The sequence below is a fragment of the Ancylobacter radicis genome, from assembly GCF_018449475.1.
In the GTDB taxonomy this organism is placed as follows: domain Bacteria; phylum Pseudomonadota; class Alphaproteobacteria; order Rhizobiales; family Xanthobacteraceae; genus Ancylobacter; species Ancylobacter radicis.
This window is the reverse complement of sequence record NZ_JAHCQH010000020.1, coordinates 114931-139821: the sequence shown is the minus strand read 5'-3', so window position 1 is coordinate 139821 and position 24891 is coordinate 114931. Positions and strand designations below refer to the sequence as shown.

Here is a 24891-nt window from a genome sequence, read left to right as displayed (position 1 = left end):
CGCCCCCCTCACGGCTTGACCCAGCTCCATTGCATGACCGGCATCGCCGCCCGCCAGCCGGTGAGCCCGCCCACCGGCTCGGCGCGGGAAATCGCGAGGCGCACGAGGCTGCCGCCGCGCACCGCATGTTCGGCGATCAGCAGCGCCTCGGTCTCCAGCGTCACCGCGTTGACCACCAGCCGCCCGCCGCAGGGCAACGCGATCAGCGCCATCTCCAGCACGCCGCCATCTCCGGCCCCGCCGCCGATAAAGATCGCATCGGGCGCCGGCAGGCCGGCCAGCGCCTCCGGGGCCGCGCCTTCCACCACCTGAAGCCCGGGCACGCCGAGCGCGGCCGCGTTGCGCCGCACTCGCGCCGCCCGCTCGGGCCGCTCCTCGATGGCGATGGCCCGCAGCGAGGGGTCGGCCAGCATCCATTCGATACCGACCGAGCCGGAGCCGGCGCCGATATCCCACAGCACCTCCCCCCGGCGCGGGGCGAGCGAGGAGAGCGTCACCGCGCGGATTTCGCGCTTGGTGAGCTGGCCGTCATGCTCGAAATAGGCATCCGGCAGGCCCGGCGCGCAGGCAATGATGCGCGCGCCCTTCCCCGCCTCGACCTCGATGGCGACGAGGTTGAGCGGGTCCACGCCGTGCAGATCGAAGGTCTCGGCGCGGCAGGACCGCATCGTCTCGCGCGGGCCCCCCAGCGCCTCCAGCACATGCAAAGTCGAGCCGCCAAAGCCGGTGGCGGACAGCAGCGCGGCGATGTCGCCCGGCCCGGCGCCGTCCGAGGTCAGCACCAGCAGGCGCTGGCCGGGATGCAGATGCGCCCGCACCAGATCGAGCGAACGGCCATGCACGGTGAGGCTGGTCACCTCGGCCAGCGGCCAGCCCAGCCGCGCCGCCGCGAGGCTGAAGGAGGACGGCGCCGGCAGCGTGCGCATCTCGTGGGCCGGCACATGTCGCGCCAGCACCGCGCCGACCCCGTGCAGGAACGGATCGCCCGAGGCCAGCACGCAGACCCGCCGTCCGCGCAACGCCACCACCTGTTCGACACCGCGCTCGAACGGGCTCGGCCAGGCCTGCGCCCGCCCGGCCACCGCACGCTCCGCCAGCGCCAGGTGACGGGCGCCGCCGAACACGATCTCCGCCGCCTCGATCAGCCCGCGAGCGGTGGGGGAGAGCCCATCGAGCCCGTCCTCGCCCATGCCGACAATGGACAACCAGCGCCCGTCCGGCGCATCGTCGCCGCGCGCCGGCGCTGCGGAGCCGGCGGCGAAGGACTCAAGCTGCGTCATGATCCCGTCTTCCCCTGCCCGTTTCAAACCCTTGCGCGTGCTCATCCTCGGCGGCACCGGGGAAGCGCGCGAACTCGCCACCGTGCTGGCCGAACGCGCGGAATTCGCCCTCAGCCTGTCGCTTGCCGGCCGCACGCGCAACCCGCTCGATCTGCCCGGCGCCGTGCGAAGCGGCGGTTTCGGCGGCGCGGAGGGGCTCGCGGCGCATCTGCGCGAGGCCCGCATTGACGCCCTGATCGACGCCACCCACCCCTTCGCCGCGATCATCTCGGCCAATGCCGCAAGCGCCGCCGAACGGGCACGCGTGCCGCTGCTCGCCCTTGCCCGCCCTGCGTGGGAAGCCCAGCCCGCCGACCGCTGGACGCCAGCGGCGGACATTCCCGAAGCCGTCGCCCGCCTTGGGGTGACGCCCCGCCGGGTGCTGGTGGCGCTCGGCCGCAATGAGGTGCGCGCGCTGGAAGCCGCCCCGCAGCACCATTACCTCGTCCGTAGCATCGACCCGGTCGAGCCGCCGCTCACTGTACCGGATGCCCGCTACATCACCGCGCGCGGGCCGTTCCCGCTGGAAGACGAACGCACCCTGCTCGTCACCCACCACATCGACGCCGTGCTGTCCAAGAACAGCGGCGGGACGGCGACCGCCGGCAAGATCGCGGCGGCGCGGGAGATGGGCATCGAGGTTGTCATGGTCCAGCGCCCGCCGCGCCCAAAGGTGGAGACGGTCGGCAGCGTGCAAGACGTCATCTTCTGGCTGGAACGCCTCGCCCATCAGCGCCCCCCGCTGCGGCGCGGCGTGTAGACCAGTGCCGGCCGGCCGGGCCGCTCGACGATCCGCGTCTCCACCGAGCCGACGATGATGCAGGTCGCCATATCCGCCATGTCGCCGCGCGCCTCGCTGAGCGGCACCACGGCAAGGCGCTCATCCGCGCGTCCCACCGCCCGGCCGAAGATCACCGGCACGCTGGCGGGCAGCTCATCCCGCAGAATGTCGAAGGCGGTATCGAGCTGGTGCGGGCGCGCCTTGGACACGGGGTTGTAGAACGCCATGACGAAGCCCGCCTGCGCGGCGAGGCTCAGCCGGCGCTCGATCAGTTCCCAGGGCTTGAGATTGTCGGAGAGCGAAATCGCGCAGAAATCATGGCCGAGCGGCGCCCCCGCCTGCGCCGCCACCGCCAGCATGGCTGTGATGCCCGGCACGATCTCCAGCTCCAGTTCCCGCCAGTCATCCGGCCCGGCCTCGATCGCCTCGATCACCGCCGCCGCCATGGCGAACACGCCGGGGTCTCCGCCCGACACCATCGCCACCTGAGCCCCGGAGGCGGCATGGGCGAGCGCGGCGCCGGCCCGTGCCAGTTCCTCGCGATTATCGGAGGCGTGGCGCGTCTGCCCATCCCGCGCCGGCACGCGGTCGAGATAGGGGATGTATCCATAAAGCGCGTCCGCCGCTTCAAGCGCGGCCTGCGCCTGCGGCGTGAGAAAGCGCGCCTCGCCCGGCCCCAGCCCAACGACGCTCAGCTTGCCGACGACGCTCAGCTTGCCCGCGCTGCCCGCGTTCATGCCCGCCCGCCCCAGCCGGGCACCAGCACGATGGCGAAATAGGGCGCCGGGCCCTCGGCGCGGCTGGCGAGCGGCACGCAATGGCTGTCGCTCATCGTGCCGCGCTCGACATAGACCGCGCGCTCCAGCTTGCCGGCCGTTTGCAGCGCGCGGCGGATCTTCGGCAGATTGCGCCCGACCTTCATGATGACCGCCGCATCGGCCTCCGTGAGCCGGCGGGCAAGCTCGGCCTCCGCCAGCGTGCCCGGCAGCACGCTCAGCACGTCGTCGCCCTGCGCGATCGGCGCCCCGGCCTGCGACCAGCAGCCGGACATGCCGGTGACGCCGGCGATCACCTGCGTGTCATAGCGATCCGCCAGCCGGACATGCAGATGCATGTAGGAGCCGTAGAACATCGGGTCGCCCTCGGAGAGCACGGCAACCGTGCGCCCGGCATCGAGATGCGCCGCCACCGCCTGCGCCGAGGCGTCGTAGAAGCCGGTAATGGCGGATTTATAGGGCGCCTCGTCCTTCGGCATCTCGGTCGTCACCGGATAGAGCAGCGGCAGTTCCACCGCCCCCGCGCGGAAATGGCGATGCGCGATGGTGCGGGCATGGCTGGCATTGCCGAGCTTGGCGAAGAAGGCGACCACGTCCGCCTCGCCCAGCGCCCGCACCGCCTTCAGCGTGATCAGTTCCGGGTCGCCGGGCCCGACGCCGACGCCGATCAGCCGCCCGGCTGCACCATCGCTCATAGGCCCGGCCTCGCCAGCGCATTGACCGCCGCCGCCGTCATGGCGCTGCCCCCTAACCGCCCGCGCACCACCAGCCACGGGATGCCGTGATCGCCCTCGGCCAGCGCGTCCTTGGATTCGGCCGCGCCGACAAAGCCGACGGGAATGCCGAGAATGGCGGCCGGCTTCGGCGCCCCCGCGTCGATCATTTCCAGCAGCCGGAACAGCGCGGTCGGCGCATTGCCGATGGCGATGACCGCGCCCGCCATATGGTCGCGCCACAGTTCCAGCGCCGCCGCCGAGCGCGTGGTGCCCATCCGCTCCGCCAGTTCCGGCACGGAGGGGTCGCGCAGCGTGCAGATCACCGGATTATCGGCCGGCAGCCGCGCGCGGGTGACGCCATGCGCCACCATCGCGGCATCGCACAGGATCGGCGCGCCGGCCTTCAGCGCCGTGCTGGCCGCACGCACGAGGTCCGGGGCGAAGTCGATGGCATAGGCGGCTTCCACCAGCCCGCAGGCATGGATCATGCGCACAGCGACATCCGCCTCCTCCGGCGTGAAGCGGCCAAGCTCGGCCTCCTCGCGGATGATGGCAAAGGAACGCTGATAGATCGCGGTGCCGTCGCGGACATAGTCGAACGGGGTAGACACTCAGTCGCCTTTCTCGATCAACGCGGCCACGGCCTCGCGCAGCCCCGCCATGGGCAGGGGATGCCGGGGCAGGATGCGCGCCGGAACCGTGCGCGGCGTGCCTTCGACCACGAGACCGACCCCCTCGTCCAGTCCCACAATGGTCAACCGGGCCGGCGCCGGGTGGGCGCAGCCCTTGATGCAGCCGGAAACATGCAACTCGCCCGCGCCCAGCAGCGGCGCGAGATCGCGGGCGAGAGCGTGCGTCTCGATCCGCGCGGAGGCGCAGGCCGGCTGCCCGGCGCAGGCGGCGACCCGGCGCAGCGGATCGGCGGGATTGGTGAGGAAGCCGAGCCGGGCCGCCTCGGTCTTCAGTGATTCCGCGCGCTCGGCAGCAAACCCCACCAGTAGCAGCGCCCGCCCGGCCGCCGGCTCGACCATGCGCACGCCCGCCCCCCTCGCCGCAGTAACGAGCGCGGCCAGCCGGTCCGCCGTCACCTGCCCGAAGGCAAGCCCGATGCCGAGCGCCACGGTGCCGTCGGTGAGCGGATGCAGCCCCACCGGATCGACATGTCGCCGCACCGGAGCGGGAGGCATCGGGAGCAGCCCCACCCGCGCCGCCAGCGCCGCGATTCCGTCGCGCCCGACAAGATCGCCCATCCGCGCCGCCGGCCCCTCCTCGGCCAGATTCTGAAGCAGGGTGAGGATCACCGACGCTGCCCGCGCGGAGGGGGAAAAACCTGCCTCCCGCCCGGCCAGCGCGATCCGCCAGCCATCCGCCTGCGCCGTGGCGGCGATGTCCGCCTTCAGCGCGGCCAGCGACAGCACGCCGCCGGCATCGACGACCACCGAGGCCTTCGGCGCGAGGCGCGGCACCAGCCCGGCGGCGCCCTGCCCCACCGCCTCGGCGAGCGGACGCGGATCGGCGAGCTCCCCCGGATCGAGGCCCGCCAGCGCGCTGATTTCCACCGGAAAGCCGGTCGGCAGGTCGATGCCCAGCGCCGCCACGCCCGCTTCCAGCCGCCCTGCCGTCTCCGGCGAGAGCCCGCGCAATTGCAGCTTGCCGCGCGCGGTCACCTCAACGATGCCGTTGCCGAGCGCACTCGCGAGCCGGGCCAGACCGTCCATCTGCTCAAGGGTGAGCGGCGCGACGGGCTGGAGCCGCGCCAGCAGCCCGTCGCCGGTCGGCATCGGCTCCGGCAGCGACGGGCAGGCGCCCCGGCGCATCGCCTCGATCCCGCTCATTCCGCCGCCTCCCCGGACAGCACAGCGAGATCGCTGGCGACATCGTTGCGGCGCGGGTGCCAGAGCCCTTTGTCGCGCGCCCGCTCGAAACGCGCGGCGATGAAGCGCGCCGCCTCGGGCGAGGCCTCCATCAGGAAATCGCGCACCTCGGCATTGCCGACATAGGCGCCATGCAGCGCATCTATCAGATGGCCAGGCACGGCGCGCGTCGCCTCGGCGAAGCCGATCAGCCGGTCCACCGTCTCGGCCATTTCCGCCGCCCCGCGCGGTCCGTGCCGCATGAGACCCTCAATGTAGCGCGGATGCGCCCGGCCGCGCACGATGCGGGCCAGCGCCTGCGCCAGCGGGCGGGCCTTCGGGCGCGCGGGATCGGACGTGTCGAGCACCACTACATCCGGCATCCGCCCGAGCCTTTCTGCCGCCGCCGCGAAGCCGCCGATAAAGGCGAGGTCCGCATCGCCCTCCAGAAGATCGCGACCGGGATCGTCCGCGCCGTGAATCAGCAGCTCCGCCGCCGCCACCCGCGCCGCGAAGGCGTCGCCGGCCGCCCGCCCCTCGCCCTCCGCCCCGCCATAGGCATGGGACGCGGCATCGAGATAGGCGGCGCCCAGCGCCTCCGGCTCGATCTCGCCCGTCCGCAGCCCCGCCCCATAGGCGCCCGGCGCGGTGCCGAAGATGCGCAGCGCCCCCTCGCCGGCCGCCCGCAGCGGGTTCTCGTCGGGCAATTCGTCCCGCGCCGCCACCGCCCGCACGGCCGCGTCGAGCAGCGCGATCTGCGCCGGGAACAGGTCGCGGAACAGCCCGGAAATGCGGAAGGTGACGTCGACGCGCGGGCGCCCGAGCACGGCCGGCGGCAGCACCTCGACCCCGGTGACGCGGCCCGAGCCGGCATCCCAGACCGGGCGCGCGCCGATCAGCGCCAGCCCCTGCGCGATCTCCTCGCCGCCGGTGCGCAGCGTCGCACTGCCCCAGAGGTCCAGCACGAGGGAGCGCGGCCAGTCGCCATGCGCTTGCGCATAAGCGCGCAGCACCTCCTCCGCCGCGAGCCTGCCGAGATCCATCGCGGTCGGCGTCGGCAAGGCGCGGGGATCGACGGTGAAGAGATTGCGGCCGGTCGGTATCACATCGGTGCGTCCACGCCCCGGCGCGCCGGCCGGCCCCGCCACAACGCGCCGCCCGTCCAGCGCCGCCAGCAACCCGTCGCGCTCGGCCTCCCCGCAGTTCCCGCGCCCATAGACGTGGAAGCCGTCCTTGAGCCGCATCTCCTTGATGTCGCAGAGAAAGGCGTCGATTTCCTTCAGCGCCTCGTCCGGTGTCGCCGTGCCGGTCAGCCCGGCATCGCGGGCAATGCCGGTGCGCTCGGCCTCGGCGACGATCAGCGTTGCCAGACGCTCGCGCCGCCGCCGGTCGAGCCCGTCGGCCTGCGCGTACTCATCGACCAGCCGCTCCAGCTCCGCCGCCTCGCCGGCGAGCCCGGTCTCCAGCGTCGGCGGCGGCAGATGGCCGAGGGTGACGGCGGCGATGCGCCGCTTGGCCTGCGCCGCCTCGCCGGGATTGGAGACGATGAACGGGTAGGCCACCGGCAGGCTGCCCAGCACCAGCTCCGGGAAGCAGCCGCGCGTGAGCGCCACATGCTTGCCCGGCAGCCATTCCAGCGTGCCATGCGCGCCCATATGCACGAGTGCGTCGGCGTTTTGCTGCAACCATAAGCCGAAGGCGAGCAGACCATGGCGCGCCGGCAAAGCGGGATCGTGATACTGCGCCCGCCGCTCCGCGAGCGAACCGCGCTCCGGCGCCAGCGCCACGGTGACGTTGCCGAAGCGCGCGGCGCGGAAGCGGAAGGCGCCGCCCGTGAGGTTCGGATCATCCTCGGGCACGCCCCACGCCGCATGGACCGCCGCGACGGCCTCAGTGGGAAGGGTGGCGAGATGGGCGCGGTAGGCGGTGAGGCTCAGAACATCGTCATGCCCGGCCTTGGGCCGGGCATCCACGTCTTCCTCACCGCCCAGCGCCTCGCGGCCAAGGCGTGGATGGCCGGGCCAAGCCCGGCCATGACGGTCGGGAGCGGTCACCGCCGCCAGCAGCGCCCGTTCATCGGCCGGCACGTCCGCGACGCGGTAGCCCGCCGCCGCCATGTCGCCGAGCAGCGCCCGCACGCTGGCGGGCACGTCGAGGCCCACCGCCCAGCCGGTGCGGCCGGGGGCGCCGGCATAATCGGGCATGAGAACCGCCACCCGCCGCTCCGCACGCGGCGTCGCTTGCAGCCGCGCCAGCGCCGCCACGCGGTCCGCGACCTGCGCCACGCGGTCGGCCTCGGGCCGGTTCACCAGCAGCGTGAAGCCGGGCACGGCAGCACTCTGCGCCGGCGCCTTGAAGGACAGCGCGCCCGCCAGCACCCGCCCGTCCAGTTCCGGCAGCACGACATGCATGGCGAGGTCCGCGCTGGTCAGCCCGCGCACGCCGTCCAGCCACGCCTCGCGCTTGGTGGTGGCGACGATGGCCTGCAGCACCGGCACGCCCGGCGCATCGAGCACCGTCGCTTCCCCGGGATCGGCGGCGGCGAAGGCGGTAAGCGTGACGATTGCCGCCGGGTTCATCCCCGCCAGCGCCTCGCGCAGGAAAGCGATGGAGACCGGCTCCTTCAGGCTGGCGACGAAGATCGGGCGGGGCGCCAGTCCGCGCGCCACCAGCGCGCCACAGAGCGCATCCACTGGGGCAGTGTCCCCGGCCAACCACATGGAACGGTAGAAGATGAGGGGGATGGTGGGGGCTGAAGGCCCCTCACCCCAACCCTCTCCCCGACGGGGAGAGGGAGCAGGGAGCGCCGCACCGGCGGAAAGAGCCCTCTCCCCGTCGGGGAGAGGGTTGGGTGAGGGGGAAGCCACGCTCGTTTCGAGGGGCGCCCCGCCCCCGTCATAAAATCCCGCCAGCGGCACGGGCGCCGGTTCTGCCGCCGGCAATTCGCGCCCCGCGAAACCCGCCGTGCGCCGTAGCAGCGCACGCATATTGTCGGGCCCGCCGGCGCGGAAATAGCCGAGCAGGGCGTCAAGCTCCTCCGCCGGAAGCGTCGAGGCCTCGCCAAGGCGCGGGTCGTCGCGGTCCTCGCCCGGCAGCACGGCGAGGTGGAAGCCGCGCGCCCGCGCTTCCGCCCCCAGCCGCTCGACGCCATAGCGCCACCAGTCCAGCCCGCCGAGCAGGCGCACCACGACGAGCCGGGCATACACCGCCACGCTGTCGATCCACAGATCGACCGACATCGGGTGCTTGAGATCGCGCAGGCTGGCGAGCCGCAGGCTCGGCAAACGGCCGGGCGCGCTCGCCTCCTCAGTCTCCTGCGCCCGCTCCAGCGCCGCGAGGTCGCTGTCGGTGAAGGAGACGACCACCACCTCCCCCGGCGTCTGGCCGAGGTCCACCGGCTCGGCGAGATCGTCGAGGCTGGTCGAGGTGGTGGTGAGGATGTGCATGGGGTGTCAGCGCCTCGCAGCCTGTGCGCCGTCATCCTGAGGTGCGAGTGACGCGAGCCTCGAAGGATGGGTGTAGCGCGCGGGACGACGACCATCCTTCGAGGCCCGGACGATGTCCGGGCACCTCAGGATGACGGTGCTTGGTGACACGCTTGGCCTCACGCCGCCACACTCTCGCCGGCGAGGATGGCCTCCACCTTGGCCCGGTCGAGCCCCTTCAGCCCGATGGCGACGAGGCGGCCGGTGCGCGCATCGCTGCCCCAGGCGCGGTCATAATGATGGGCAACGCGCGGGCCGACCGCCTGCACCAGCAGCCGCATCGGCTTGCCGGCGACGGGCAGGAAGCCCTTCACCCGCAGCACATCCGCCTCATCCGCCGCGCGGGCGATGCGGGCGGCGAAGGCGGCGGGGTCGGCGATCTCCGGCACCTCGACGACGAAGCTGTCGAAATCGTCATGGTCGTGGTCGGCCTCATTGTCGTGGTGGGTCTTGCGGTTCTCGATGTCGTCCTCGGTGCCGACGCCGAGGCCCATCAGCACCGCCGGGTCGATCCGCCCCTCGGTGATGGAAAGCACGCGCACGCCCTTGGGCAGTTCGCCCGCTAGCGCCGCCTGCGCGGTCGCGAGGCCGGCGGCGTCGATCAGGTCGGTCTTGGTCATGATGACGAGATCGGCGCAGGCGATCTGGTCGTCGAACACTTCCTCGATCGGGTCGTCATGGTCGAGGCTGTCATCGGCCACGCGCTGGGCGGCCAGCGCGTCATGGTCATGGGCCACGCGGCCGGCCGCCAGCGCCTCGCCATCGACCACCGCGACCACGCCGTCCACCGTCACCCGGCTCTTGATCGCCGGCCAGTGGAAGGCCTGCACCAGCGGCTTGGGCAGCGCGAGGCCCGAGGTCTCGATCAGGATGTGATCGACCTTCGGCACGCGCGAGAGAATGGCGTCGAGCGCGGGGACGAAATCATCCGCCACCGTGCAGCAGATGCAGCCATTGGCCAGCTCGACGATGTTCTCCTCCGGGCAGGTCTCGATGCCGCAGCCGCGCAGGATCTCGCCGTCAATGCCGACATCGCCGAACTCGTTGACGATCACGGCGAGCCGCTTGCCCTTGGCGTTCTCCAGCACATGGCGGATCAGCGTCGTCTTTCCCGAGCCGAGAAAGCCGGTGACGATGGTGCACGGCACACGGGACAGGGAATCGACAACGGCGCTATTCATGATGGCGTCTCCACGCAAGCCAATCGGTTGACGGGATGCGCCGGTCGCGGCGGGAATCGCCACGCGAGAGGCCGCCAAAGGCGCGGCTCTGCCTGACAGCCGGGCACCCCGCCGGCCTTCAGCACCGAACCTTCGGCAGGTCTCCTGGCTCGCGGGTCGCCGCCTCGTCGCCGCCTTCCCGGGGGTGTCCCAGTGGCTTTCCGGCGCAGGCTCGCCGCTCACAGTTGCGGGGGCAGCCGCGGAATTGGAAGACGCAAGGCCCTCCGCACCGCATTCCCTCTTCGTCCCGCGCCCGAAGACGCGAAAACCGATGGTCGCGATCACTTAAGGAGGGTGAGCCGGGAAAGTCAAACCGGCGGTCCCGGCAGGGGCGCTGTTGCCCGGCGATCCGCCCTCGCTATAGTCCGCCGCCTTGAGGCCGCAGAGGACAGGAGCCGTGACGATGATTGAGCCGCGCCCTGCCCCGGGTGTCCCGTGGCGCTGACGCTCGTGCTCGGCGGCGCCCGCTCGGGCAAGAGCCGCCATGGCGAATCCCTGATCGAGGCGCTCCCCCCGCCCTGGCGCTACATCGCGACGGCACAGGCTTGGGATGACGAGATGGCCGCCCGCATCGCCGAGCATCGCGGCCGGCGCGGCGCGGGCTGGGAAACGATCGACGCCCCGCATGATCTCGCCGCGGCGGTGAGCGCCCTGCCCGCCGGGGTGCCGGTGCTGGTCGATTGCCTCACATTGTGGCTCAGCAACCGGATGCTGGCGGAGGCGGACCTTGTGATCGAATGCGCGGCGCTGGTGGAGGCGCTGGCCGCCCATGACGGGCCGGTGGTCGCGGTATCGAACGAGGTCGGCCTGTCCATCGTGCCGGACAATGCGCTGGGCCGGCGTTTTCGCGACGCGCAGGGCCGGCTGAACCAGAGCGTGGCGGCGCGCGCGTCCCGCGTGATCTTCATGGTCGCCGGGCTGCCCATGATGGTGAAGGACGAGAGATGAGCGAAATTTCCCCGGAAGAAGCCGCCCGCCACCGCGCCAAGATGGAAAAGCGCAAGGCGGTGCAGGACGCCGAAGTGGCGGAGAAGACCATCGAGAAGGGCCTGCTCATCGTCCATACCGGGCCGGGCAAGGGCAAATCCACCGCCGCCTTCGGTCTCGCCTTGCGCACGCTCGGCCATGGCGGGCGCGTCGGCGTGGTGCAGTTCATCAAGGGCGCGTGGGACAGCGGCGAGCGCGCGGCGCTGGAGAGCTTCGGCGACCGGGTGGCGTGGCATTCCATGGGCGAGGGCTTCACCTGGGAGACGCAGGACATCGCCCGCGACATCGCCGCCGCCACGCGGGCGTGGGAGAAGGCGCAGGAGCTGATGGCCGACCCGAGCATCGGCCTGCTCATCCTGGACGAACTGAACATCGCCCTGCGCTATGAGTACCTTCCGCTGGACACACTGGTCACCACACTGGCCACGCGGCGGGAGGGGCTGCACGTCGTCGTCACCGGCCGAAACGCCAAGCCGGCGCTGATCGAGGCGGCCGATCTCGTCACCGAGATGGGGCTGGTGAAGCACCATTTCAAAGCCGGGGTGAAGGCGCAGAAAGGCATCGAGTTCTGATGGCCCCCGAGCCACGCCGTGTCCGAATATCCCGCAGCTTCTGGCCCGTGCGATCTCGAAATCCGGCACGTCGCTTCCTATCTCTAGGAGGACGCCGGCTGTCGCGGCGTGATCCTGCTACGGAGCAACGCGTCTATGCGTTCCACCCCGATCGCCTATCTGTTCTGGTTCTTCTGCCTCATCGGCGTGTGCGGCATTCACCGTTTCTACGCCGGCCGCTACTGGACCGGCGCGCTGTGGCTGCTGACCCTCGGCCTGCTCGGCATCGGCCAGCTCATCGACCTGTTCCTGATCCCCGGCATGGTGCGCGAATCCAATCTGGAACGGCGCGTCGACTATCTGGAAACACGGCGCGGCTGAGCCGGTTCGTCACGCCGTCATCCCCGGACTTGATCCGGGGATCCACGACTTCGCCTGAATCGCGTGCGCTAGCAAAGACATGGATGGCCGGGCCAAGCCCGGCCACGACGGGTCCCAAGTGGGAAGCGCGCGCATGACGCCTCCTCCTCGCCACCCCCTCGCCCTCATGTTCCAGGGCACCGGTTCGGATGTCGGCAAGTCGCTGATCGTCGCCGGCCTTGCCCGCGCCTTCACCCTGCGCGGGCTGAAGGTCCGCCCCTTCAAGCCGCAGAACATGTCGAACAACGCCGCCGTCACCGAAGATGGCGGCGAGATCGGCCGCGCGCAGGCGCTGCAGGCCCGCGCCGCGCGGGTGGCGCCATCGGTCCACATGAACCCGGTCCTGCTGAAACCCCAGAGCGAGATCGGCGCGCAGGTGGTGGTGCAGGGCCGCTCGCGCGGCAATGCCAAGGCGGCCGACTATCAGAAACTGAAGCCCAGCCTGCTCGCCGCCGTGCTGGAGAGCTATGCGCATCTGCGCGAACAGGCCGACCTCGTTCTTGTGGAAGGCGCCGGCTCGGCCTCCGAGATCAATCTGCGCGCCGGCGACATCGCCAATATGGGTTTTGCCCGCGCCGCCGACGTTCCCGTCATCCTGATCGGCGACATCGACCGCGGCGGCGTCATCGCCAGCCTCGTCGGCACAAAAGCCGTGCTCCCACAAGACGATGCGGCGATGATCCGTGGCTTCCTCGTCAACCGCTTTCGTGGCGACCCCACCCTGTTCGCCAGCGGCATGGACGAGATTTCCGCCCGCACCGACTGGCCCGCGCTCGGGCTCATCCCCTTCTTTCCCCACGCCCGTCGCCTGCCGGCGGAAGACGCACTGGCGCTCGACGCCGCTGCCATTGCGAAGCCACACGCCAAGCTGCGCATCGCCGTGCCGCTGCTGCCGCGCATCGCCAATTTCGACGATCTCGACCCGCTCGACGCCGAGCCCTCGGTGGAGGTCATCCGCGTGCGGCCCGGCACCCCGCTGCCGGCCGATGCCGATCTCGTCATCCTGCCGGGCTCGAAGACCACGATCCCCGATCTGGCCGACTTCCGTCATGAGGGCTGGGACATCGACCTGCTGGCTCATGTCCGGCGGGGCGGGCGGGTGCTCGGCCTGTGCGGCGGGTACCAGATGCTCGGCCGCTCCATCGCCGACCCGGCGGGTATTGAGGGCCCGCCCGCCACCGTGCCGGGGCTGGGCCTTTTGGAGGTCGACACCGTGCTGGCCGGCGAGAAGCGGCTCGTCGCCGTCACCGGCACGGCCGAGGGCGTCCCCTTCGCCGGCTATGAGATGCATATGGGCGTCACCGAGGGTCCCGGCCGCGCCCGCCCCTTCGCGCTGATCGACGGCGCGGGAGACGAGGGCGCGGTGTCACAGGATGGCCGCGTTATCGGCACCTATGCGCATGGCCTGTTCGCGGATGACCGCCAGCGCCGCCACTGGCTCGCCCGCCTCGGCGCCCCGCCCTCCGATCTCGCCTATGAGGCCGGCATCGAGGCCACGCTCGACGCCCTCGCCGCGCATCTGGAAGCCCATGTCGATCTCGACCGGTTGCTGGAGATCGCGCGGGGCTGAGGGAGGCATGGCGCGCCCCTATTTGCCCCCATGCCCGAGGTACCGTTTAAGAGTCACGGGGTGCATGGCGCCCTGAAGCGGACCGTACGGACAACCGCGATTGCCCACGCCCCCGATACTGGCTCTGATGCCTTTCGATGGCTACTTTTACTCTATAATACATTTAAACTAATGATATTGCTATATAAACTCGTTTTCCGTAGAGAGTGGCCGGAACGGTGCGCTTGGCGCCATTTCGGGATTTGGATCCTTGCCTGTGCTGGCTGCTGCCTCCGATCTTGGCCATCTGTTTCGTACTGAGCATGAACGCTTGATGCGGGCCATGCGCCGTCTCGTTGGCAGCGCGGTCACGGCGGAAGACCTTGTGCAGGATGTGTTTGTCGGCCTGCTGCGCGGCGATGCCTTCATGGGTGCCGAGAACAAGCAGGCTTATCTCGCTCGATGCGCGACGAACATAGCCCTCACGGACGTCTGCAGCGGCGCCTCGACCGGCTATGTCTATCAGAGCTTCGATGGGCCGGGCGATGATGTGATCGGCCGGGATGCCGCCAACGAGGCCAATCTCCAGCTTTTCCGCATCGGCCTCAACTATCGGTTCTGAGATGGGAAAACGCGCACCGGCCCTTGCCGGGCGGCTCCCACGATAAGGCGGCCCCGGTCCGTTCAAGAGCACCGGGACACTGGCCTCGGCGATGACCTTCGTCACGTGGCCATGGCCGGCTCCCCCAGCATCGCGCCGTAACGCCCCTCGGCCTCAGGCGGCGGCATGTCTTTGCCGATAGGCTCCGAGCCGCCGGCGAGTAACGCGAAGGCGCGGGCCTTTCGACCCGCGCCCGCTCGTTTCTCAAGGCCTGACCCACTCAGCGGTTGGAGCGTTTGTCCATCTCGATGGAGCGCCGGATATAGGTCTCGAGAGGAGGCGCCGGCGGCACATTGACCGAGGCGTTGCGCCCCTCGACCAGTGGCGCGCCCGGTTGGCCCGCGGCTTTCGGCTCGCTCGCTCCACGGGCGGCAGCCTCATAGCCCGTCTTTTCCGCAGACCGCGCGCCCTCCGCCAGCGCCGTATTGGCTACGCCGGCGGCAACCAGGGAAAGGATGGTAGCGGTGACGGTCATCTTCCAGTTGAAAGCGTTCATAGCGACATGTCCCGTTCATTTTTCTCCTGATCGGACGTTTATCCGCACAGGAAGAAACTCATCAAAGATAAGAATTACTGAATTTAGTCACGTTCTCCTGCGTGGCACGCATTACCGTCGCTGGATGAACTCAACATAAGGGGCACATGTCGCAGATTTTCTTCAGATACAGGACCTAATTGTCTCGCCTTGTCCCGGACACTGGAGGCTATACGATTTGTTACAATTTTTTCCAGCAGCGAAAGGGCGATGGCGGTATGTAAAAGGCGTGGAGCTTTCATATGGACGCCGTACCGCACATCGCCATCGTGGATGACCATCGCGACATCCGCGATCTGGTCGGCAAATATCTGCACCGACACGGCTATCGCACGTCGCTGGCGGAGAGTGCGGCCTCGTTCCGCCGCCTGATGGAGCGCAACGCGTTCGATCTGGTTGTGCTCGATGTGATGATGCCCGGCGAGGATGGGCTCTCCCTTTGCCGCTATTTGCGCGAGTCCACCAATCTTCCGGTCATCATGCTCACGGCAATGGCGGAGGAGACCGACCGGATCGTCGGGCTGGAACTTGGCGCCGACGACTATCTCTCCAAGCCGTTCAACCCGCGCGAATTGCTGGCGCGCATCAAGGCGGTGCTTCGGCGGGTTCAGAGCCTGCCGCCGCAGCGCGGGCAGCTCAAGGCCAAGGAGGTCCGCTTCGAACGCTGGGCACTGAATGTCGGACGGCGCGAACTGATCGACCCCGACGGGCTCACCGTGCCCCTGAGCACGGCGGAGTTCCGGCTGCTGAGCGTGTTCCTGGAGCATGCCGGAATGGTGCTGAGCCGCGACCAGTTGCTCGATCTGACGGTCGGGCGCAGCGCCGAGCCCTTCGATCGGGCGATCGACAATCAGGTCAGCCGACTGCGCAAGAAGATCGAGATCGATCCGAAATCCCCGGTGCTCATCAAGACGCATTGGGGCGGCGGTTACAGCTTCTCGGTCGAGGTTGAAGGCCAATGATCGGCGTGTGGAACCGCAGCCTGACCGCCCGCTTTGTCGCCGTGATGCTGCTGGCGCTCGCTCTGTCGCAGGGCATCAGCTTCCTGCTGTTCACCGACGAGATCGGCGGCGCGCTGGTGCGGGCGGCCAAGACCGAATTCCTGAGCCGCACCGCCTCGGTGGCGCAGGTGCTGGAGACCACTCCGCCCGCCGTGCAGCACGACATCCTGCAGGCCAGCGGAACCAGCTACACCCGCTTCTGGGTCTCGCCGAGCTTCCCCGGCGATGTCGAGAGTTGGCGGGGGGAGGCCAAGCGGCGCCTCGCCGAGCCGCTGCCGACACTGGCCAATCTGGCCGGCACCGAGCAGGTATCGCGGGAGACGGCAGCGGACGCTTCGATGCCTGCGCCACAGACCGTGAGCGTCACGGTCATGTCGCCGGCCGCGACGAACGGCGCCGCCGCGGCCTCCTCCTGGATCGACCTGCCGGCCCATGCCTGGCCGCTCTCGCGGGCGGCCAAGTTCCTCTACTGGAACGATGCCGGCGGGATGGGTCTGGCCGTGCAGTTGAAAGACGGCTCCTGGCTCAACAGCGCGTTCTCCAAAAAGATGGTGAACAGCATGCTGACCACGCGCTCGCTGATCTCCCTGGCCGTGACGGCGGTCATCCTGTCGCTGTGCGCGGCCTTCATCGCCCGCACGATGACGAAGCCGATGCGACGCCTCGCGGCGGCGGCGGAAGCACTCGGACGGGGAGAAAGCGTGGCACCGCTCTCGGAAAAGGGCCCGGACGATATCCGCCACACGGCGGTGGCGTTCAATCTCATGCAGTCGCGGCTCCAGCGTTTCGTCGAGGACCGCACCCGCATGCTGGCGGCGATCGGACATGACCTGCGCACGCCGATCACCTCGCTGCGGCTGCGGGCGGAATTCGTCTCCGACGACGAGACGCGCGAGAAGATGCTCGACACGCTCGACGAACTGCGCGCGATGACCGAGGCGACGCTGGCCTTCTCGCGCGAACAGGCGAACGAGGAAGTCACGCGGAATGTGGACCTCACAGCACTGGTGGGCAGCCTGTGCGACGACCTCGTCGAACTGGGCAACGAGATATATTGTGCCGAAGGGCAGCAGATCAGCTACCGCTGCCGGCCCGACGCGCTGAAGCGGGCGATACGCAATCTCGTGGAGAACGCAGTGCGCTATGGCGAACGCGCGCGCGTCTCGCTGCGGACGACACCGCAAGCGATCGAGATCGTGATCGAGGATGACGGGCCCGGCATTCCCGCCGATGCCGTCGAGAAGGTTTTCGAGCCGTTCTTCCGCATGGAACATTCGCGCAATCGCGAGACCGGCGGAATAGGTCTTGGCCTGTCGATCTCGCGCAACATGGTGCGCCACCATGGCGGCGATATCCTCCTTGCCAACACCGGGCATGGCTTGCGCGCCACGATCAGCCTGCCCCATGCGGCCACGCCGACGCCGGAAGCGAAGGGAACGGCACGTTCATTTCGTCGGGCCGGCCGGTCCATCATTGCCGTCCAGCGCACGCCGGCGGAATAAGCCATTCGGCCGGCGGCTGTTTGAGGACAGCAAAGTCGCTCAAGGGCGGATGCCGGGAGTCTCCATCTCCATGCCCGCGGCGCGCTGCATCAGGTAGAGCTCGAGCGCGATGAAGTCGTCGGAGCCGGTGGCGAAGGGCTCGGCGCGCACGCCGATCATGCAGTTGCGCAGCCGGCGCTGCAGCGAGCCGATGCCCTGCCATTCCAGCCGATACAGCGGGTAACCGGTCGGATGCGCCTGCGTGACCGCGCTGCCGGCCAGACGCTGGTTCCAATTGTCGTCGTGGCAGGAGGCGCAGGCGAGGTCGAGCTGGCCCATGCGGGTCGTGAAGATCTGGCGCCCGGCGTCGCGGAACGGCGTGAGGCGGGCGTCGTCGGGAGGCGCAATCGGCATGCCGCGCGACTGGTGGGCGACAAAGGTGGTGAGGGCCAGAAGCTCGTCGCCGTCGCGCGGCAAGGCTGTCCCGCCTTGGCGTTCGCTGCGGCATTGGGCGATGCGGCCGGTGAGGTCGATGGGTTTGCCGGTTGCCGCATCAAGGGCGGGATAGCGCGCCGCGACGCCGCGCATGCTGGCCTGCGCTGCGCCGTGGCAGCTGGCGCAGGATTGGTCCGCCGGGCCGGCCTTCTGCGTCCACAATCCGGCGCCTTGCAGGACCCAGAGCATGCCGGGATTGGCGGTGTCGTCCGCCTGTATGGCCTGCGTCTCCGGCGCCATGAAATCCCGGCCCGAGCGCCGCTCGCCGGGGGAAATGTCGTCCGTCGAGGCGTGGCTCGTCAGTACGATGAGGAGACCAGTGACGCCAGTGAGGACGATGAGGCGTGCCGCCGGCCCCGGCATCAGGTCACCACGATCTCGGCGCTGGCGCTTTCCGTCTGTCCCTGATCGTCGGTCCATTCAAACCCAACCGTGCCGCTGGCCGAGGCGATGAGGCTGAACGACACGAAGGGATTGGCCGAGACGGCGGGGAAGAACTCGGCGAAGAACACCTCCTCGCCGCCATAGGTGCAGACGAACCGCGTGATGATCCGCCGGGGGATCTCGACGCCGTTCGGCCCCATGCGGTAGCCGGTCTCCATCGGGTGGGCGATCATCGCCCTTATGTCGATGATGTCGCCGCGCCGGGCGGTCTTGGGAACGCTGACGAGGGCTTTGGTCATGTCAGGTCCTCGATGCAGGCCGCGAGCGTGACGATGACATTGGCCTCGCTCGACCAATAGGTGCCGTCGCTCAGCTCGGCGACCGCGATCACCGTCTGGGAGGTGGCCAGCCGGATGCGGGTGGCGATGCGCGCCCGGCCGTTATGCGGGCCGAGCCGGAACACCGCGATGTCGGCCTGCGGGTTCTTCTCGTTGAACAGGGCGATCCGGCGCACATGGGACTGCGCCGTCATCGGGCTCTCGACGTCGATGGTGACGCCGACCGCATTGCCGTTTTCGACCAACGGGGGAAGGGTGAGTTTCACCCGCCCTGCCGTCACCGGCGCGCCGCCGGTGAAGCCGGCAACGGCCTGCTGGAGCGAGGGACGCGCCAGCGCCCGCACCGACAGCGCGAGCACCAGAAGACCGATGCCGCCGGCGAGCACGGCGCGCCGGCCGAGCGCCGTGTTGCCCAAGGGATCACGAGTGGTGGGCTCGGTCATCGCTCACTCCTTCAACGTCACGAGATAGGCGACCAGATGCTCGATTTCCGCCGCCTCGAGCACCGGCTTGTCCTGCCATGCCGGCGCGGTCCGGGCGCCGCTGTAGAGCGAATAATAGGCCGGCATGATGCTCGAAGGGTTGAGCCGCTTCATGTCGACGATGCGCAGCCGGATCTGGCCTTCGCTGAGCCGGGCGCCAATGCCGGCGAGGCTCGGCGCCAGCGTGCCCTGAAGCGGCGCGGCGCCGGACGGCAAAGCGTGGCAGAGAATGCAAAGGCTGCGATGCCGCTCGCTGAGCAGAACCTGCCCACGGGCGGGGTCCCCGCGCTGGCCGGCAAGCGGCTCGTTGATGGCATCTGCTGTGACGACATAGGGCGCGAGCGGGCGGACCGGGGTGTCGTCGGCCCGCGCAGTGCCCGGAATCCCCATGAGCAGGGCGGCAGCGGCCGATGCGCCCGTCATCCGCCTCACCCGAAGGCTTCCGCGGTGATGGTGTCGAACCACGCCTCGCCATAGGCGGCCTCCTCGGCGCGCTCGGCCAAGGACGCATCGAGCGGCGAGGTGCCGCCGGCGCCCTCCACCTCGGCGAGCAGGCCGTCCTTGGGGCTGTACACGCCGGCGATCGAGATGCCGTAATCCGGCGCCAGCAGGCTGTAGCAGGTGTTGATCAGCTTGGGCGCGCTGGGGTCCCGGCCGCGCAGCAGGGCGATCACGGCATCGGCGCCGGCCTTCGCCTGCGCGTTGGCGCTGAAGGCGGATTTCGGCATGGCGCCGCCGATGACGGCATCGCCGAGGACGTGGATGTTCGGCACCAGCCGGGATTCGAAAGTCACGGGGTCGATCGGGCACCAGCCCGTGCGGTCGGCGACGCCGGCGAGCGCGGCGATGGCCCCGGCGCGCTGCGGGGGGATGACATTCGCCACCGCCGCGCGATGATCGCCAAATTCGGTGCGCAGCGTCCGGGTCGCGACGTCCACCTCGGTCACCGCGCCGCCGAAGGACAGCGACACCCATTCGATCATGCCGGGGTAGAGCGCGGCCCATCCGGCCTCGAACAGGCGCTGCTTGGAGAAGGCTTCCTTGGCGTCGAGAATGAGGATCTTCGAGCGCGGCTTGTTGGCCTTGAGGTAGTGCGCGATCAGGCTCGCCCGTTCATAGGGTCCGGGCGGGCAGCGAAACGGATTGGCCGGCGCGGAGATGACGACCAGCCCGCCATCCTCCATGGCCTCCAATTGACGGCGCAGCAGCAAGGTCTGCTCCCCCGCCTTCCAGGCGTGCGGCATCCGTTCGGCGGCATTCGCATCATAGCCGGGAATGGCGTCGAGGCGCATATCGATGCCCGGCGCGACGATCAGGCGGTCATAGGAGAGCCGCACCTCGTCGGTGAGCACCACGCGGCGCTGTTCGGGGTCGATCCCGATCGCCTTCTGCTGCACGTGAACGATGCCGTCCGCCTCGATCCCGGCATAGCCGAAATGCTGCGCCTCCATATCCCGCAGGCCGGCAATCACCGCATTGCTGAGCGGGCAGGCGGTGTAATGCGCATTGGGCTCGATCAGGGCGACCGCTATTTGCGGGTCTTCCCGCTTGATGGCGCGGGCAAAGCTGGCGCCGGCGAAACCGCCGCCGATCACCACGACCTTGGGCGCGGTCTGCGCGAGGACCATGGGGCTGCCGAGCGCAACACCCGCGCCGGCCGCCAGTCCCCGCAAGACGCTCCTACGGCTGAGCGGGAGCGTTGCCGCCCGCGGCGAAATAGTCGGCGATGGCGCGCGTTTCCTCATCGGTGAAACCCTTGGCGATACGCGCCATCACGGTCGAGCGGCGCTCGCCGGTGCGGAACGCCGCCATCTGCGCGACAATCTGCTCGGCGGGCTGTCCGTTCAAGCTCGGGACGGGCCCCTTTCCGGCGGTGCGCGGATGGCATCCCGAACAGGAGGTCGCCCCGCGCGGCGGCGCGGCATCTGCCGGCGCGGCGGACACGAAGATCCACAGCGCCGCCAGTACGAGATGAACCCGCCACATCAGGCAAGCTCGTGGTTCTTCAGCGGCATGGTGCGGTAACGCTTGCCGGTCGCGGCGAACAGCGCATTGAGCACCGCCGGCGCCGCGACCGCGATGGTCGGCTCGCCAACACCGCCCCAGAAGCCGCCGGAGGGCAGGATAATGGTCTCCACCGCCGGCATCTGCGCCATGCGAAGCACCTCATACGTGTCGAAGTTCTCCTGTTCCATCCGGCCGCCCGCGACCGTGCACTCGCCATAGAGGCATGCGGACAGGCCATAGACGAACGAGCCCTCCACCTGCCGCTCGACCTGCGCCGGGTTGACCACATGGCCGGGATCGGTGGCGGCGACGATGCGGTGGATCTTGAGCTGGCCATCCTCGACCGACACCTCGGCGGCGGCCGCGACATAGGAGCCGAAGCCCATGATCTGGCCAAGGCCACGGAAGCGACCCTCGGCTGGCGGCGTGTCCCAACCGATGCCCCTGGCCGCCGCCTCCAGCACGGCGAGGTGCTTGGGATGATTGACCATCAGCTTGCGCCGGAAGGCGAGCGGCTCGGCGCCGGCCGCATGGGCCAGCTCGTCGACGAAGCACTCCATGTAGATGGCGTTCTGGTTGAGGTTCACGCCGCGCCAGAATCCCGGCGGGATCGGCGGGTTGCGCATGGCGTGATCGATGAGGAGGTTGGGCACGGTATAGGCGAGATGGCCTTCCGGCAGTTTCGCGGTCAGCCCCTGGAACACCACCGGGTCCATGCCGCCCTGCATGCCTTCCGGCCGCACCCAGGCAAGGATCGACTGGCCGGAAATGCGCATGTGGAGCGCGGTCAAATTGCCATCCGCGTCCAGCGCGCCGGTGAGCTTGGCCTGCGTGGTCGGGTGATAGGCGCCGTGGAGCATGTCCTCCTCGCGCGACCACAGCAGCTTGACCGGGGTGCCGGGCATCTGCTTGGCGATGCTGACCGACTGGCGGACATAGTCCTGGAAATTGCCGCGCCGACCGAAGCCGCCGCCGAGATTGATCTTGTAGACCTCGCACTGGGCGACCGGCAGACCGGACGCCTCGGCGACGGCCGCGAGACTGGCCTCGCCGTTCTGCGTCGGCACCCACACCTCGCATTTGTCCGAGGTGTAGAGCGCGGTGGCGTTCATCGGCTCCATGGTGGCGTGGTTCTGGTACGGGTAGGCGTAGGTGGCGGTGATCACCTTGCCGCCGGCGGCCGTCACGCGGGCCAGCTCGGCCTTGGCATCGCCCTGACTGTTGCCGATGAAGGCATCCGTGGCGTCCAACCCCTCCGCCAGCATCTGGCGGATGCTCGCGCTGCTGAGACCCTTGTTGGGGCCGTCATCCCAGACGATCGGCAGGGCATCAAGCGCCGTCTTGGCGCGCCACCACGTATCGGCGACGACGGCGACGGCGGTGTCGTCCACCTTCACCACCTTCTTCACGCCGGGCATCTTCTCGACCGCCGCCGCATCGAAGCTCACCAGCCTGCCGCCGAAGGTGGGGCAGGCCTTGATGGCGGCGTTGAGCATGCCCGGCAGCGTGAGGTCGGCGCCGTAAATCTGCTTGCCGGTGAGTTTTTCCACCGTGTCGAGACGCGCCAGCGGCTTGCCGGCGATCTTCCAGTCCTTCGGGTCCTTCAGCGTCACCTCGGCGGGCGGCGTCAGGCGGCCGGCGGCGTCGGCGACCTTGCCGAAGCTGGTGGTGCGCCCGCTGGGCGTGTGGGTGATGATGCTGTTGGCGGCCGTGCATTCGCCGGCCGGCACCTTCCATTCCGCCGCCGCCGCAGCGATCAGCATGTGGCGCGCGGCGGCACCGCCCTTGCGGACGTAATCATGGGAATCGCGGATGCCGCGACTGCCGCCGGTGGAATAGCTGCCCCAGACGCGGTCGCGCTTCAGGTTCTCACCCGGCGTGGGATATTCGGTGGTGACCTTCGACCAGTCGCATTCCAGCTCCTCGGCGACGAGTTGGGCAAGGCCGGTGAGCGTTCCCTGGCCCATTTCCGAGCGGGCCACCCGGATGACGACCGTGTCGTCGGGCTTCACCACGACCCAGGCATTGACTTCCGGCGGCCCTGCGGCTGCCGCGTCCTGCGCCAGCGCGGCGAACGGAACGTGGAAGCCGAGCGACAGACCGCCAACGGTGGCGGCGGAGCCGACGATGAAGTTGCGGCGCGATACCGACTGAATGATGCTCATCTCGCTCTCCTCAGCCGGCCTTGCCGTCGGCCACCATGTGGATGGCGGCTCGGACGCGGTTATAAGTGCCGCAGCGGCAGATATTGGTGATCTCGGCATTGATGTCGTCGTCGGTCGGCTTGGGGTTGGTCTCCAGCAGGCTGGCGACCGCCATGATCATGCCGGTCTGGCAATAGCCGCACTGCGGAACCTCAAGCGCCAGCCAGGCCTTCTGCACGGGGTGCGAGCCATCCGGCGACAGGCCCTCAATGGTCACGATCTTCTGGTCGGCACCGATGGCTTCCAGCGGCATCACGCAGGACCGCGTGGCCACGCCGTCGATGTGAACCGTGCAGGCGCCGCATTGCGCGACGCCACAGCCGAATTTGGTGCCGGTGAGGCCAGCCTGTTCGCGCAGCACCCAGAGAAGCGGCGTATCGGGCTCGGCCTCGATCTCGTGCATCTGCCCGTTGATGGTGAGTTGAACCATGATGGGACCCCGACTGGAGAAACGGTGCATATCGTTGCCGCCCGGAGCTGAAGGCATAGGCGCCCAGCGCGCGTCGCGGCGTGCGTTCGTTGACGGTGGAACGCTAGGGGCGCGGTGTCGCAGAAGCGTGCCGCCTCCGCCTTGTTTTGTCGCGATGTGTCGCCAAGGCACGGCTTGATAAGAATTGATACAAAGTAGGACAGTCGCGGCTTCGACCGAGGCGACGCGCCCTGCCCTCCGGCGCGGGGCCGTCGTCGCCGGGGGGCTCGGCCTCTGACCCTCTTTCGCCGTCAGAGCGGGCGGGATTCGAAATAGCCCGCTTCCTGAATGTCGGTCAGAAGGTCAGGCCCCGAGGGGCTCCATCTCAGCGTGGCCTGGGTTTGCCGGCTGGAGGCGCGCTGATCCATCGACGCGAAGTCGACGAACCAGCCGAAATGATCGCGCGCCTCATCCGGCGTCAGCGAGACGAAGGGAACGCCCAGACCCGCCGCAATCGCCTGCGCAATCTGTCGGAACGGGATGCCTTCTTCAGCCACCGCGTGGAATGTCGCGGTGCCCGGCCCATGCTCGACAGCGAGGCGAAAGGCGCGGGCGGCATCCTCCACATGCACGGCGGGCCAGGCGTTTTCGCCCTCGCCGATACAGGCCGAGCGGCCCTTCCGCCGCGCCATGTCGATCAGCAACGGGACGAAGCCGTGGTCGCCTCTGCCATGCACCGACGGAGGCAGGCGCATGATCCCCGCCCGAATGCCGCGCTCGGCGAGAGCCCGCGCCGCGGCTTCGGAGGCCCGTGGATAGCTGTCGGACGGAGGGAGGGCGGCGTCGACCTCCAGGGCAACGGGTCCGGGAGCGTTGAGGGAAGCAAGGCCCGCCGTGACGATCAGCGGCTTGGCTGTCCCTTCGATGGCCGCGCCGAGTGCCTCAATGGCGGCCCGATCGATCGCGCAGGCTTCCGCGAACCGGGAGAAGTCGTGGATGAAGCCGGTATGGATGACGGCCTCACAGAGCTGCGCGCCCTGCCGAAGCGTTTCAGGAGCCTGGAGGTTCCCGCGAAGAACCTCCGCGCCCACCCGTCCGAGTTCCTCCGCACTCCGATCCGACCGCGCAAGCCCCAGAACCCGATGGCCGTGAGCCAGCAGTTCCGCCGTCACGGCGGAGCCGACGAAGCCGGTCGCGCCGGTCACAAATACTCGCATGACTGTCCTCCTTCTTGTCG

Annotated in this window: 25 protein-coding genes and 1 riboswitch; of the genes, 8 read left to right on the top strand and 17 right to left on the bottom strand. The window is 69.5% G+C overall.

Annotated features, from left to right (window positions below):
• Nucleotides 1-8 precede the first annotated feature (8 nt).
• Complete coding sequence (gene cbiE, locus KIP89_RS15375) at nucleotides 9-1280, bottom strand: precorrin-6y C5,15-methyltransferase (decarboxylating) subunit CbiE (protein WP_213756461.1); 1272 nt, start codon at nucleotides 1278-1280, stop codon at nucleotides 9-11.
• Between cbiE and KIP89_RS15370 the strand changes: the two genes are divergently transcribed.
• Nucleotides 1279-2079: a cobalt-precorrin-6A reductase gene (locus KIP89_RS15370; protein ID WP_213756460.1), complete on the top strand. Its 801-nt coding sequence runs from the start codon at nucleotides 1279-1281 to the stop codon at nucleotides 2077-2079. The genes cbiE and KIP89_RS15370 overlap by 2 nt on opposite strands.
• Here KIP89_RS15370 and KIP89_RS15365 read toward each other — a convergent pair.
• The 6 genes from KIP89_RS15365 to cobW all read right to left on the bottom strand — a co-directional run bounded on the left by KIP89_RS15365 (nucleotide 2049) and on the right by cobW (nucleotide 10111).
• Nucleotides 2049-2837, bottom strand: a complete 789-nt coding sequence (locus KIP89_RS15365; RefSeq protein ID WP_213756459.1) for a precorrin-3B C(17)-methyltransferase — start codon at nucleotides 2835-2837, stop codon at nucleotides 2049-2051. The genes KIP89_RS15370 and KIP89_RS15365 overlap by 31 nt on opposite strands.
• Nucleotides 2834-3571: a precorrin-2 C(20)-methyltransferase gene (locus tag KIP89_RS15360; protein ID WP_213756458.1), complete on the bottom strand. Its 738-nt coding sequence runs from the start codon at nucleotides 3569-3571 to the stop codon at nucleotides 2834-2836. Before KIP89_RS15360 ends, KIP89_RS15365 begins: the two co-directional genes overlap by 4 nt.
• The gene (locus KIP89_RS15355) at nucleotides 3568-4203 is read right to left on the bottom strand and encodes a precorrin-8X methylmutase (RefSeq protein WP_213756457.1); all 636 of its coding nucleotides are present in this window, start codon (nucleotides 4201-4203) and stop codon (nucleotides 3568-3570) included. Before KIP89_RS15355 ends, KIP89_RS15360 begins: the two co-directional genes overlap by 4 nt.
• On the bottom strand, nucleotides 4204-5427 hold the full coding sequence (gene cobG, locus KIP89_RS15350) for a precorrin-3B synthase (protein WP_213756456.1): 1224 nt from the start codon (nucleotides 5425-5427) through the stop codon (nucleotides 4204-4206). It lies immediately after the preceding gene.
• Nucleotides 5424-8891: a cobaltochelatase subunit CobN gene (gene cobN / locus KIP89_RS15345; RefSeq protein WP_213756455.1), complete on the bottom strand. Its 3468-nt coding sequence runs from the start codon at nucleotides 8889-8891 to the stop codon at nucleotides 5424-5426. Before cobN ends, cobG begins: the two co-directional genes overlap by 4 nt.
• A gap of 158 nt (nucleotides 8892-9049) precedes the next feature.
• Nucleotides 9050-10111, bottom strand: coding sequence for a cobalamin biosynthesis protein CobW (gene cobW, locus KIP89_RS15340; RefSeq protein ID WP_213756454.1), 1062 nt, complete (start codon nucleotides 10109-10111; stop codon nucleotides 9050-9052).
• Nucleotides 10112-10228: 117 nt separating this feature from the next.
• Nucleotides 10229-10438: riboswitch (cobalamin riboswitch) on the bottom strand.
• Nucleotides 10439-10585: 147 nt separating this feature from the next.
• Here cobW and cobU point away from each other — a divergent pair.
• The 5 genes from cobU (at nucleotide 10586) to KIP89_RS15315 (ending at nucleotide 14279) form a co-directional block, all read left to right on the top strand.
• Complete coding sequence (gene cobU / locus KIP89_RS15335) at nucleotides 10586-11098, top strand: bifunctional adenosylcobinamide kinase/adenosylcobinamide-phosphate guanylyltransferase (protein WP_213756453.1); 513 nt, start codon at nucleotides 10586-10588, stop codon at nucleotides 11096-11098.
• On the top strand, nucleotides 11095-11709 hold the full coding sequence (gene cobO, locus KIP89_RS15330; RefSeq protein WP_213756452.1) for a cob(I)yrinic acid a,c-diamide adenosyltransferase: 615 nt from the start codon (nucleotides 11095-11097) through the stop codon (nucleotides 11707-11709). Before cobU ends, cobO begins: the two co-directional genes overlap by 4 nt.
• Before the next feature lie 135 nt (nucleotides 11710-11844).
• Nucleotides 11845-12069, top strand: a complete 225-nt coding sequence (locus tag KIP89_RS15325) for an NINE protein (protein WP_213756451.1) — start codon at nucleotides 11845-11847, stop codon at nucleotides 12067-12069.
• 166 nt (nucleotides 12070-12235) lie between these two features.
• Nucleotides 12236-13678 carry a cobyric acid synthase gene (locus KIP89_RS15320; RefSeq protein WP_213756619.1) on the top strand — a complete coding sequence of 481 codons (1443 nt, stop codon included), beginning with the start codon at nucleotides 12236-12238 and terminating at the stop codon, nucleotides 13676-13678.
• Between the two features lie 256 nt (nucleotides 13679-13934).
• Nucleotides 13935-14279 carry an RNA polymerase sigma factor gene (locus tag KIP89_RS15315; protein WP_369807172.1) on the top strand — a complete coding sequence of 115 codons (345 nt, stop codon included), beginning with the start codon at nucleotides 13935-13937 and terminating at the stop codon, nucleotides 14277-14279.
• A 259-nt stretch (nucleotides 14280-14538) separates the two neighbouring features.
• Here the strand turns inward: KIP89_RS15315 and KIP89_RS15310 are convergent, their stop codons facing one another.
• Nucleotides 14539-14814: a hypothetical protein gene (locus KIP89_RS15310; protein WP_213756449.1), complete on the bottom strand. Its 276-nt coding sequence runs from the start codon at nucleotides 14812-14814 to the stop codon at nucleotides 14539-14541.
• 281 nt (nucleotides 14815-15095) lie between these two features.
• Between KIP89_RS15310 and KIP89_RS15305 the strand changes: the two genes are divergently transcribed.
• A complete protein-coding gene (locus tag KIP89_RS15305) occupies nucleotides 15096-15815 on the top strand; it encodes a response regulator (protein WP_213756448.1) in 720 nt (239 codons plus the stop codon).
• Nucleotides 15812-17356, top strand: a complete 1545-nt coding sequence (locus KIP89_RS15300; protein ID WP_213756447.1) for a sensor histidine kinase — start codon at nucleotides 15812-15814, stop codon at nucleotides 17354-17356. Before KIP89_RS15305 ends, KIP89_RS15300 begins: the two co-directional genes overlap by 4 nt.
• A gap of 39 nt (nucleotides 17357-17395) precedes the next feature.
• On the opposite strand, the gene soxA is transcribed toward KIP89_RS15300, so the two are convergent.
• The 9 genes from soxA to KIP89_RS15255 form a co-directional block, all read right to left on the bottom strand.
• Entirely contained in the window at nucleotides 17396-18193 is a 798-nt protein-coding gene (soxA, locus tag KIP89_RS15295) for a sulfur oxidation c-type cytochrome SoxA (RefSeq protein WP_213756446.1), read from the bottom strand.
• Nucleotides 18193-18513 carry a thiosulfate oxidation carrier complex protein SoxZ gene (gene soxZ, locus KIP89_RS15290; RefSeq protein ID WP_213756445.1) on the bottom strand — a complete coding sequence of 107 codons (321 nt, stop codon included), beginning with the start codon at nucleotides 18511-18513 and terminating at the stop codon, nucleotides 18193-18195. The genes soxA and soxZ overlap by 1 nt, the downstream gene beginning before the upstream one ends.
• Entirely contained in the window at nucleotides 18510-18995 is a 486-nt protein-coding gene (locus tag KIP89_RS15285) for a SoxY-related AACIE arm protein (RefSeq protein ID WP_213756444.1), read from the bottom strand. The genes soxZ and KIP89_RS15285 overlap by 4 nt, the downstream gene beginning before the upstream one ends.
• A 3-nt stretch (nucleotides 18996-18998) precedes the next feature.
• Nucleotides 18999-19457 carry a sulfur oxidation c-type cytochrome SoxX gene (gene soxX / locus KIP89_RS15280; protein WP_213756443.1) on the bottom strand — a complete coding sequence of 153 codons (459 nt, stop codon included), beginning with the start codon at nucleotides 19455-19457 and terminating at the stop codon, nucleotides 18999-19001.
• A gap of 5 nt (nucleotides 19458-19462) precedes the next feature.
• Complete coding sequence (locus tag KIP89_RS15275) at nucleotides 19463-20707, bottom strand: NAD(P)/FAD-dependent oxidoreductase (RefSeq protein WP_250152535.1); 1245 nt, start codon at nucleotides 20705-20707, stop codon at nucleotides 19463-19465.
• 7 nt (nucleotides 20708-20714) lie between these two features.
• The gene (locus tag KIP89_RS15270) at nucleotides 20715-21020 is read right to left on the bottom strand and encodes a c-type cytochrome (RefSeq protein ID WP_213756441.1); all 306 of its coding nucleotides are present in this window, start codon (nucleotides 21018-21020) and stop codon (nucleotides 20715-20717) included.
• On the bottom strand, nucleotides 21020-23206 hold the full coding sequence (locus KIP89_RS15265; RefSeq protein ID WP_213756440.1) for a xanthine dehydrogenase family protein molybdopterin-binding subunit: 2187 nt from the start codon (nucleotides 23204-23206) through the stop codon (nucleotides 21020-21022). Before KIP89_RS15265 ends, KIP89_RS15270 begins: the two co-directional genes overlap by 1 nt.
• A 10-nt stretch (nucleotides 23207-23216) precedes the next feature.
• Nucleotides 23217-23675 carry a (2Fe-2S)-binding protein gene (locus tag KIP89_RS15260; protein WP_213756439.1) on the bottom strand — a complete coding sequence of 153 codons (459 nt, stop codon included), beginning with the start codon at nucleotides 23673-23675 and terminating at the stop codon, nucleotides 23217-23219.
• A gap of 290 nt (nucleotides 23676-23965) precedes the next feature.
• Nucleotides 23966-24871, bottom strand: a complete 906-nt coding sequence (locus KIP89_RS15255; RefSeq protein WP_213756438.1) for an SDR family oxidoreductase — start codon at nucleotides 24869-24871, stop codon at nucleotides 23966-23968.
• Nucleotides 24872-24891: the final 20 nt, after the last annotated feature.

Coding starts and splice junctions, on each gene's coding strand:
- KIP89_RS15255 (WP_213756438.1), bottom strand. CDS start 24,871: ATGCGAGTATTTGTGACCGGCGCGACCGGCTTCGTCGGCTCCGCCGTG.
- KIP89_RS15265 (WP_213756440.1), bottom strand. CDS start 23,206: ATGAGCATCATTCAGTCGGTATCGCGCCGCAACTTCATCGTCGGCTCC.
- cobO (WP_213756452.1), top strand. CDS start 11,095: ATGAGCGAAATTTCCCCGGAAGAAGCCGCCCGCCACCGCGCCAAGATG.
- cobW (WP_213756454.1), bottom strand. CDS start 10,111: ATGAATAGCGCCGTTGTCGATTCCCTGTCCCGTGTGCCGTGCACCATC.
- KIP89_RS15325 (WP_213756451.1), top strand. CDS start 11,845: ATGCGTTCCACCCCGATCGCCTATCTGTTCTGGTTCTTCTGCCTCATC.
- KIP89_RS15305 (WP_213756448.1), top strand. CDS start 15,096: ATGGACGCCGTACCGCACATCGCCATCGTGGATGACCATCGCGACATC.
- cbiE (WP_213756461.1), bottom strand. CDS start 1,280: ATGACGCAGCTTGAGTCCTTCGCCGCCGGCTCCGCAGCGCCGGCGCGC.
- KIP89_RS15360 (WP_213756458.1), bottom strand. CDS start 3,571: ATGAGCGATGGTGCAGCCGGGCGGCTGATCGGCGTCGGCGTCGGGCCC.
- soxA (WP_213756446.1), bottom strand. CDS start 18,193: ATGCCGGGGCCGGCGGCACGCCTCATCGTCCTCACTGGCGTCACTGGT.
- KIP89_RS15270 (WP_213756441.1), bottom strand. CDS start 21,020: ATGTGGCGGGTTCATCTCGTACTGGCGGCGCTGTGGATCTTCGTGTCC.
- soxZ (WP_213756445.1), bottom strand. CDS start 18,513: ATGACCAAAGCCCTCGTCAGCGTTCCCAAGACCGCCCGGCGCGGCGAC.
- KIP89_RS15320 (WP_213756619.1), top strand. CDS start 12,236: ATGTTCCAGGGCACCGGTTCGGATGTCGGCAAGTCGCTGATCGTCGCC.
- KIP89_RS15300 (WP_213756447.1), top strand. CDS start 15,812: ATGATCGGCGTGTGGAACCGCAGCCTGACCGCCCGCTTTGTCGCCGTG.
- cobG (WP_213756456.1), bottom strand. CDS start 5,427: ATGAGCGGGATCGAGGCGATGCGCCGGGGCGCCTGCCCGTCGCTGCCG.
- KIP89_RS15260 (WP_213756439.1), bottom strand. CDS start 23,675: ATGGTTCAACTCACCATCAACGGGCAGATGCACGAGATCGAGGCCGAG.
- KIP89_RS15285 (WP_213756444.1), bottom strand. CDS start 18,995: ATGACCGAGCCCACCACTCGTGATCCCTTGGGCAACACGGCGCTCGGC.
- KIP89_RS15365 (WP_213756459.1), bottom strand. CDS start 2,837: ATGAACGCGGGCAGCGCGGGCAAGCTGAGCGTCGTCGGCAAGCTGAGC.
- soxX (WP_213756443.1), bottom strand. CDS start 19,457: ATGACGGGCGCATCGGCCGCTGCCGCCCTGCTCATGGGGATTCCGGGC.
- cobN (WP_213756455.1), bottom strand. CDS start 8,891: ATGCACATCCTCACCACCACCTCGACCAGCCTCGACGATCTCGCCGAG.
- KIP89_RS15370 (WP_213756460.1), top strand. CDS start 1,279: ATGATCCCGTCTTCCCCTGCCCGTTTCAAACCCTTGCGCGTGCTCATC.
- KIP89_RS15310 (WP_213756449.1), bottom strand. CDS start 14,814: ATGAACGCTTTCAACTGGAAGATGACCGTCACCGCTACCATCCTTTCC.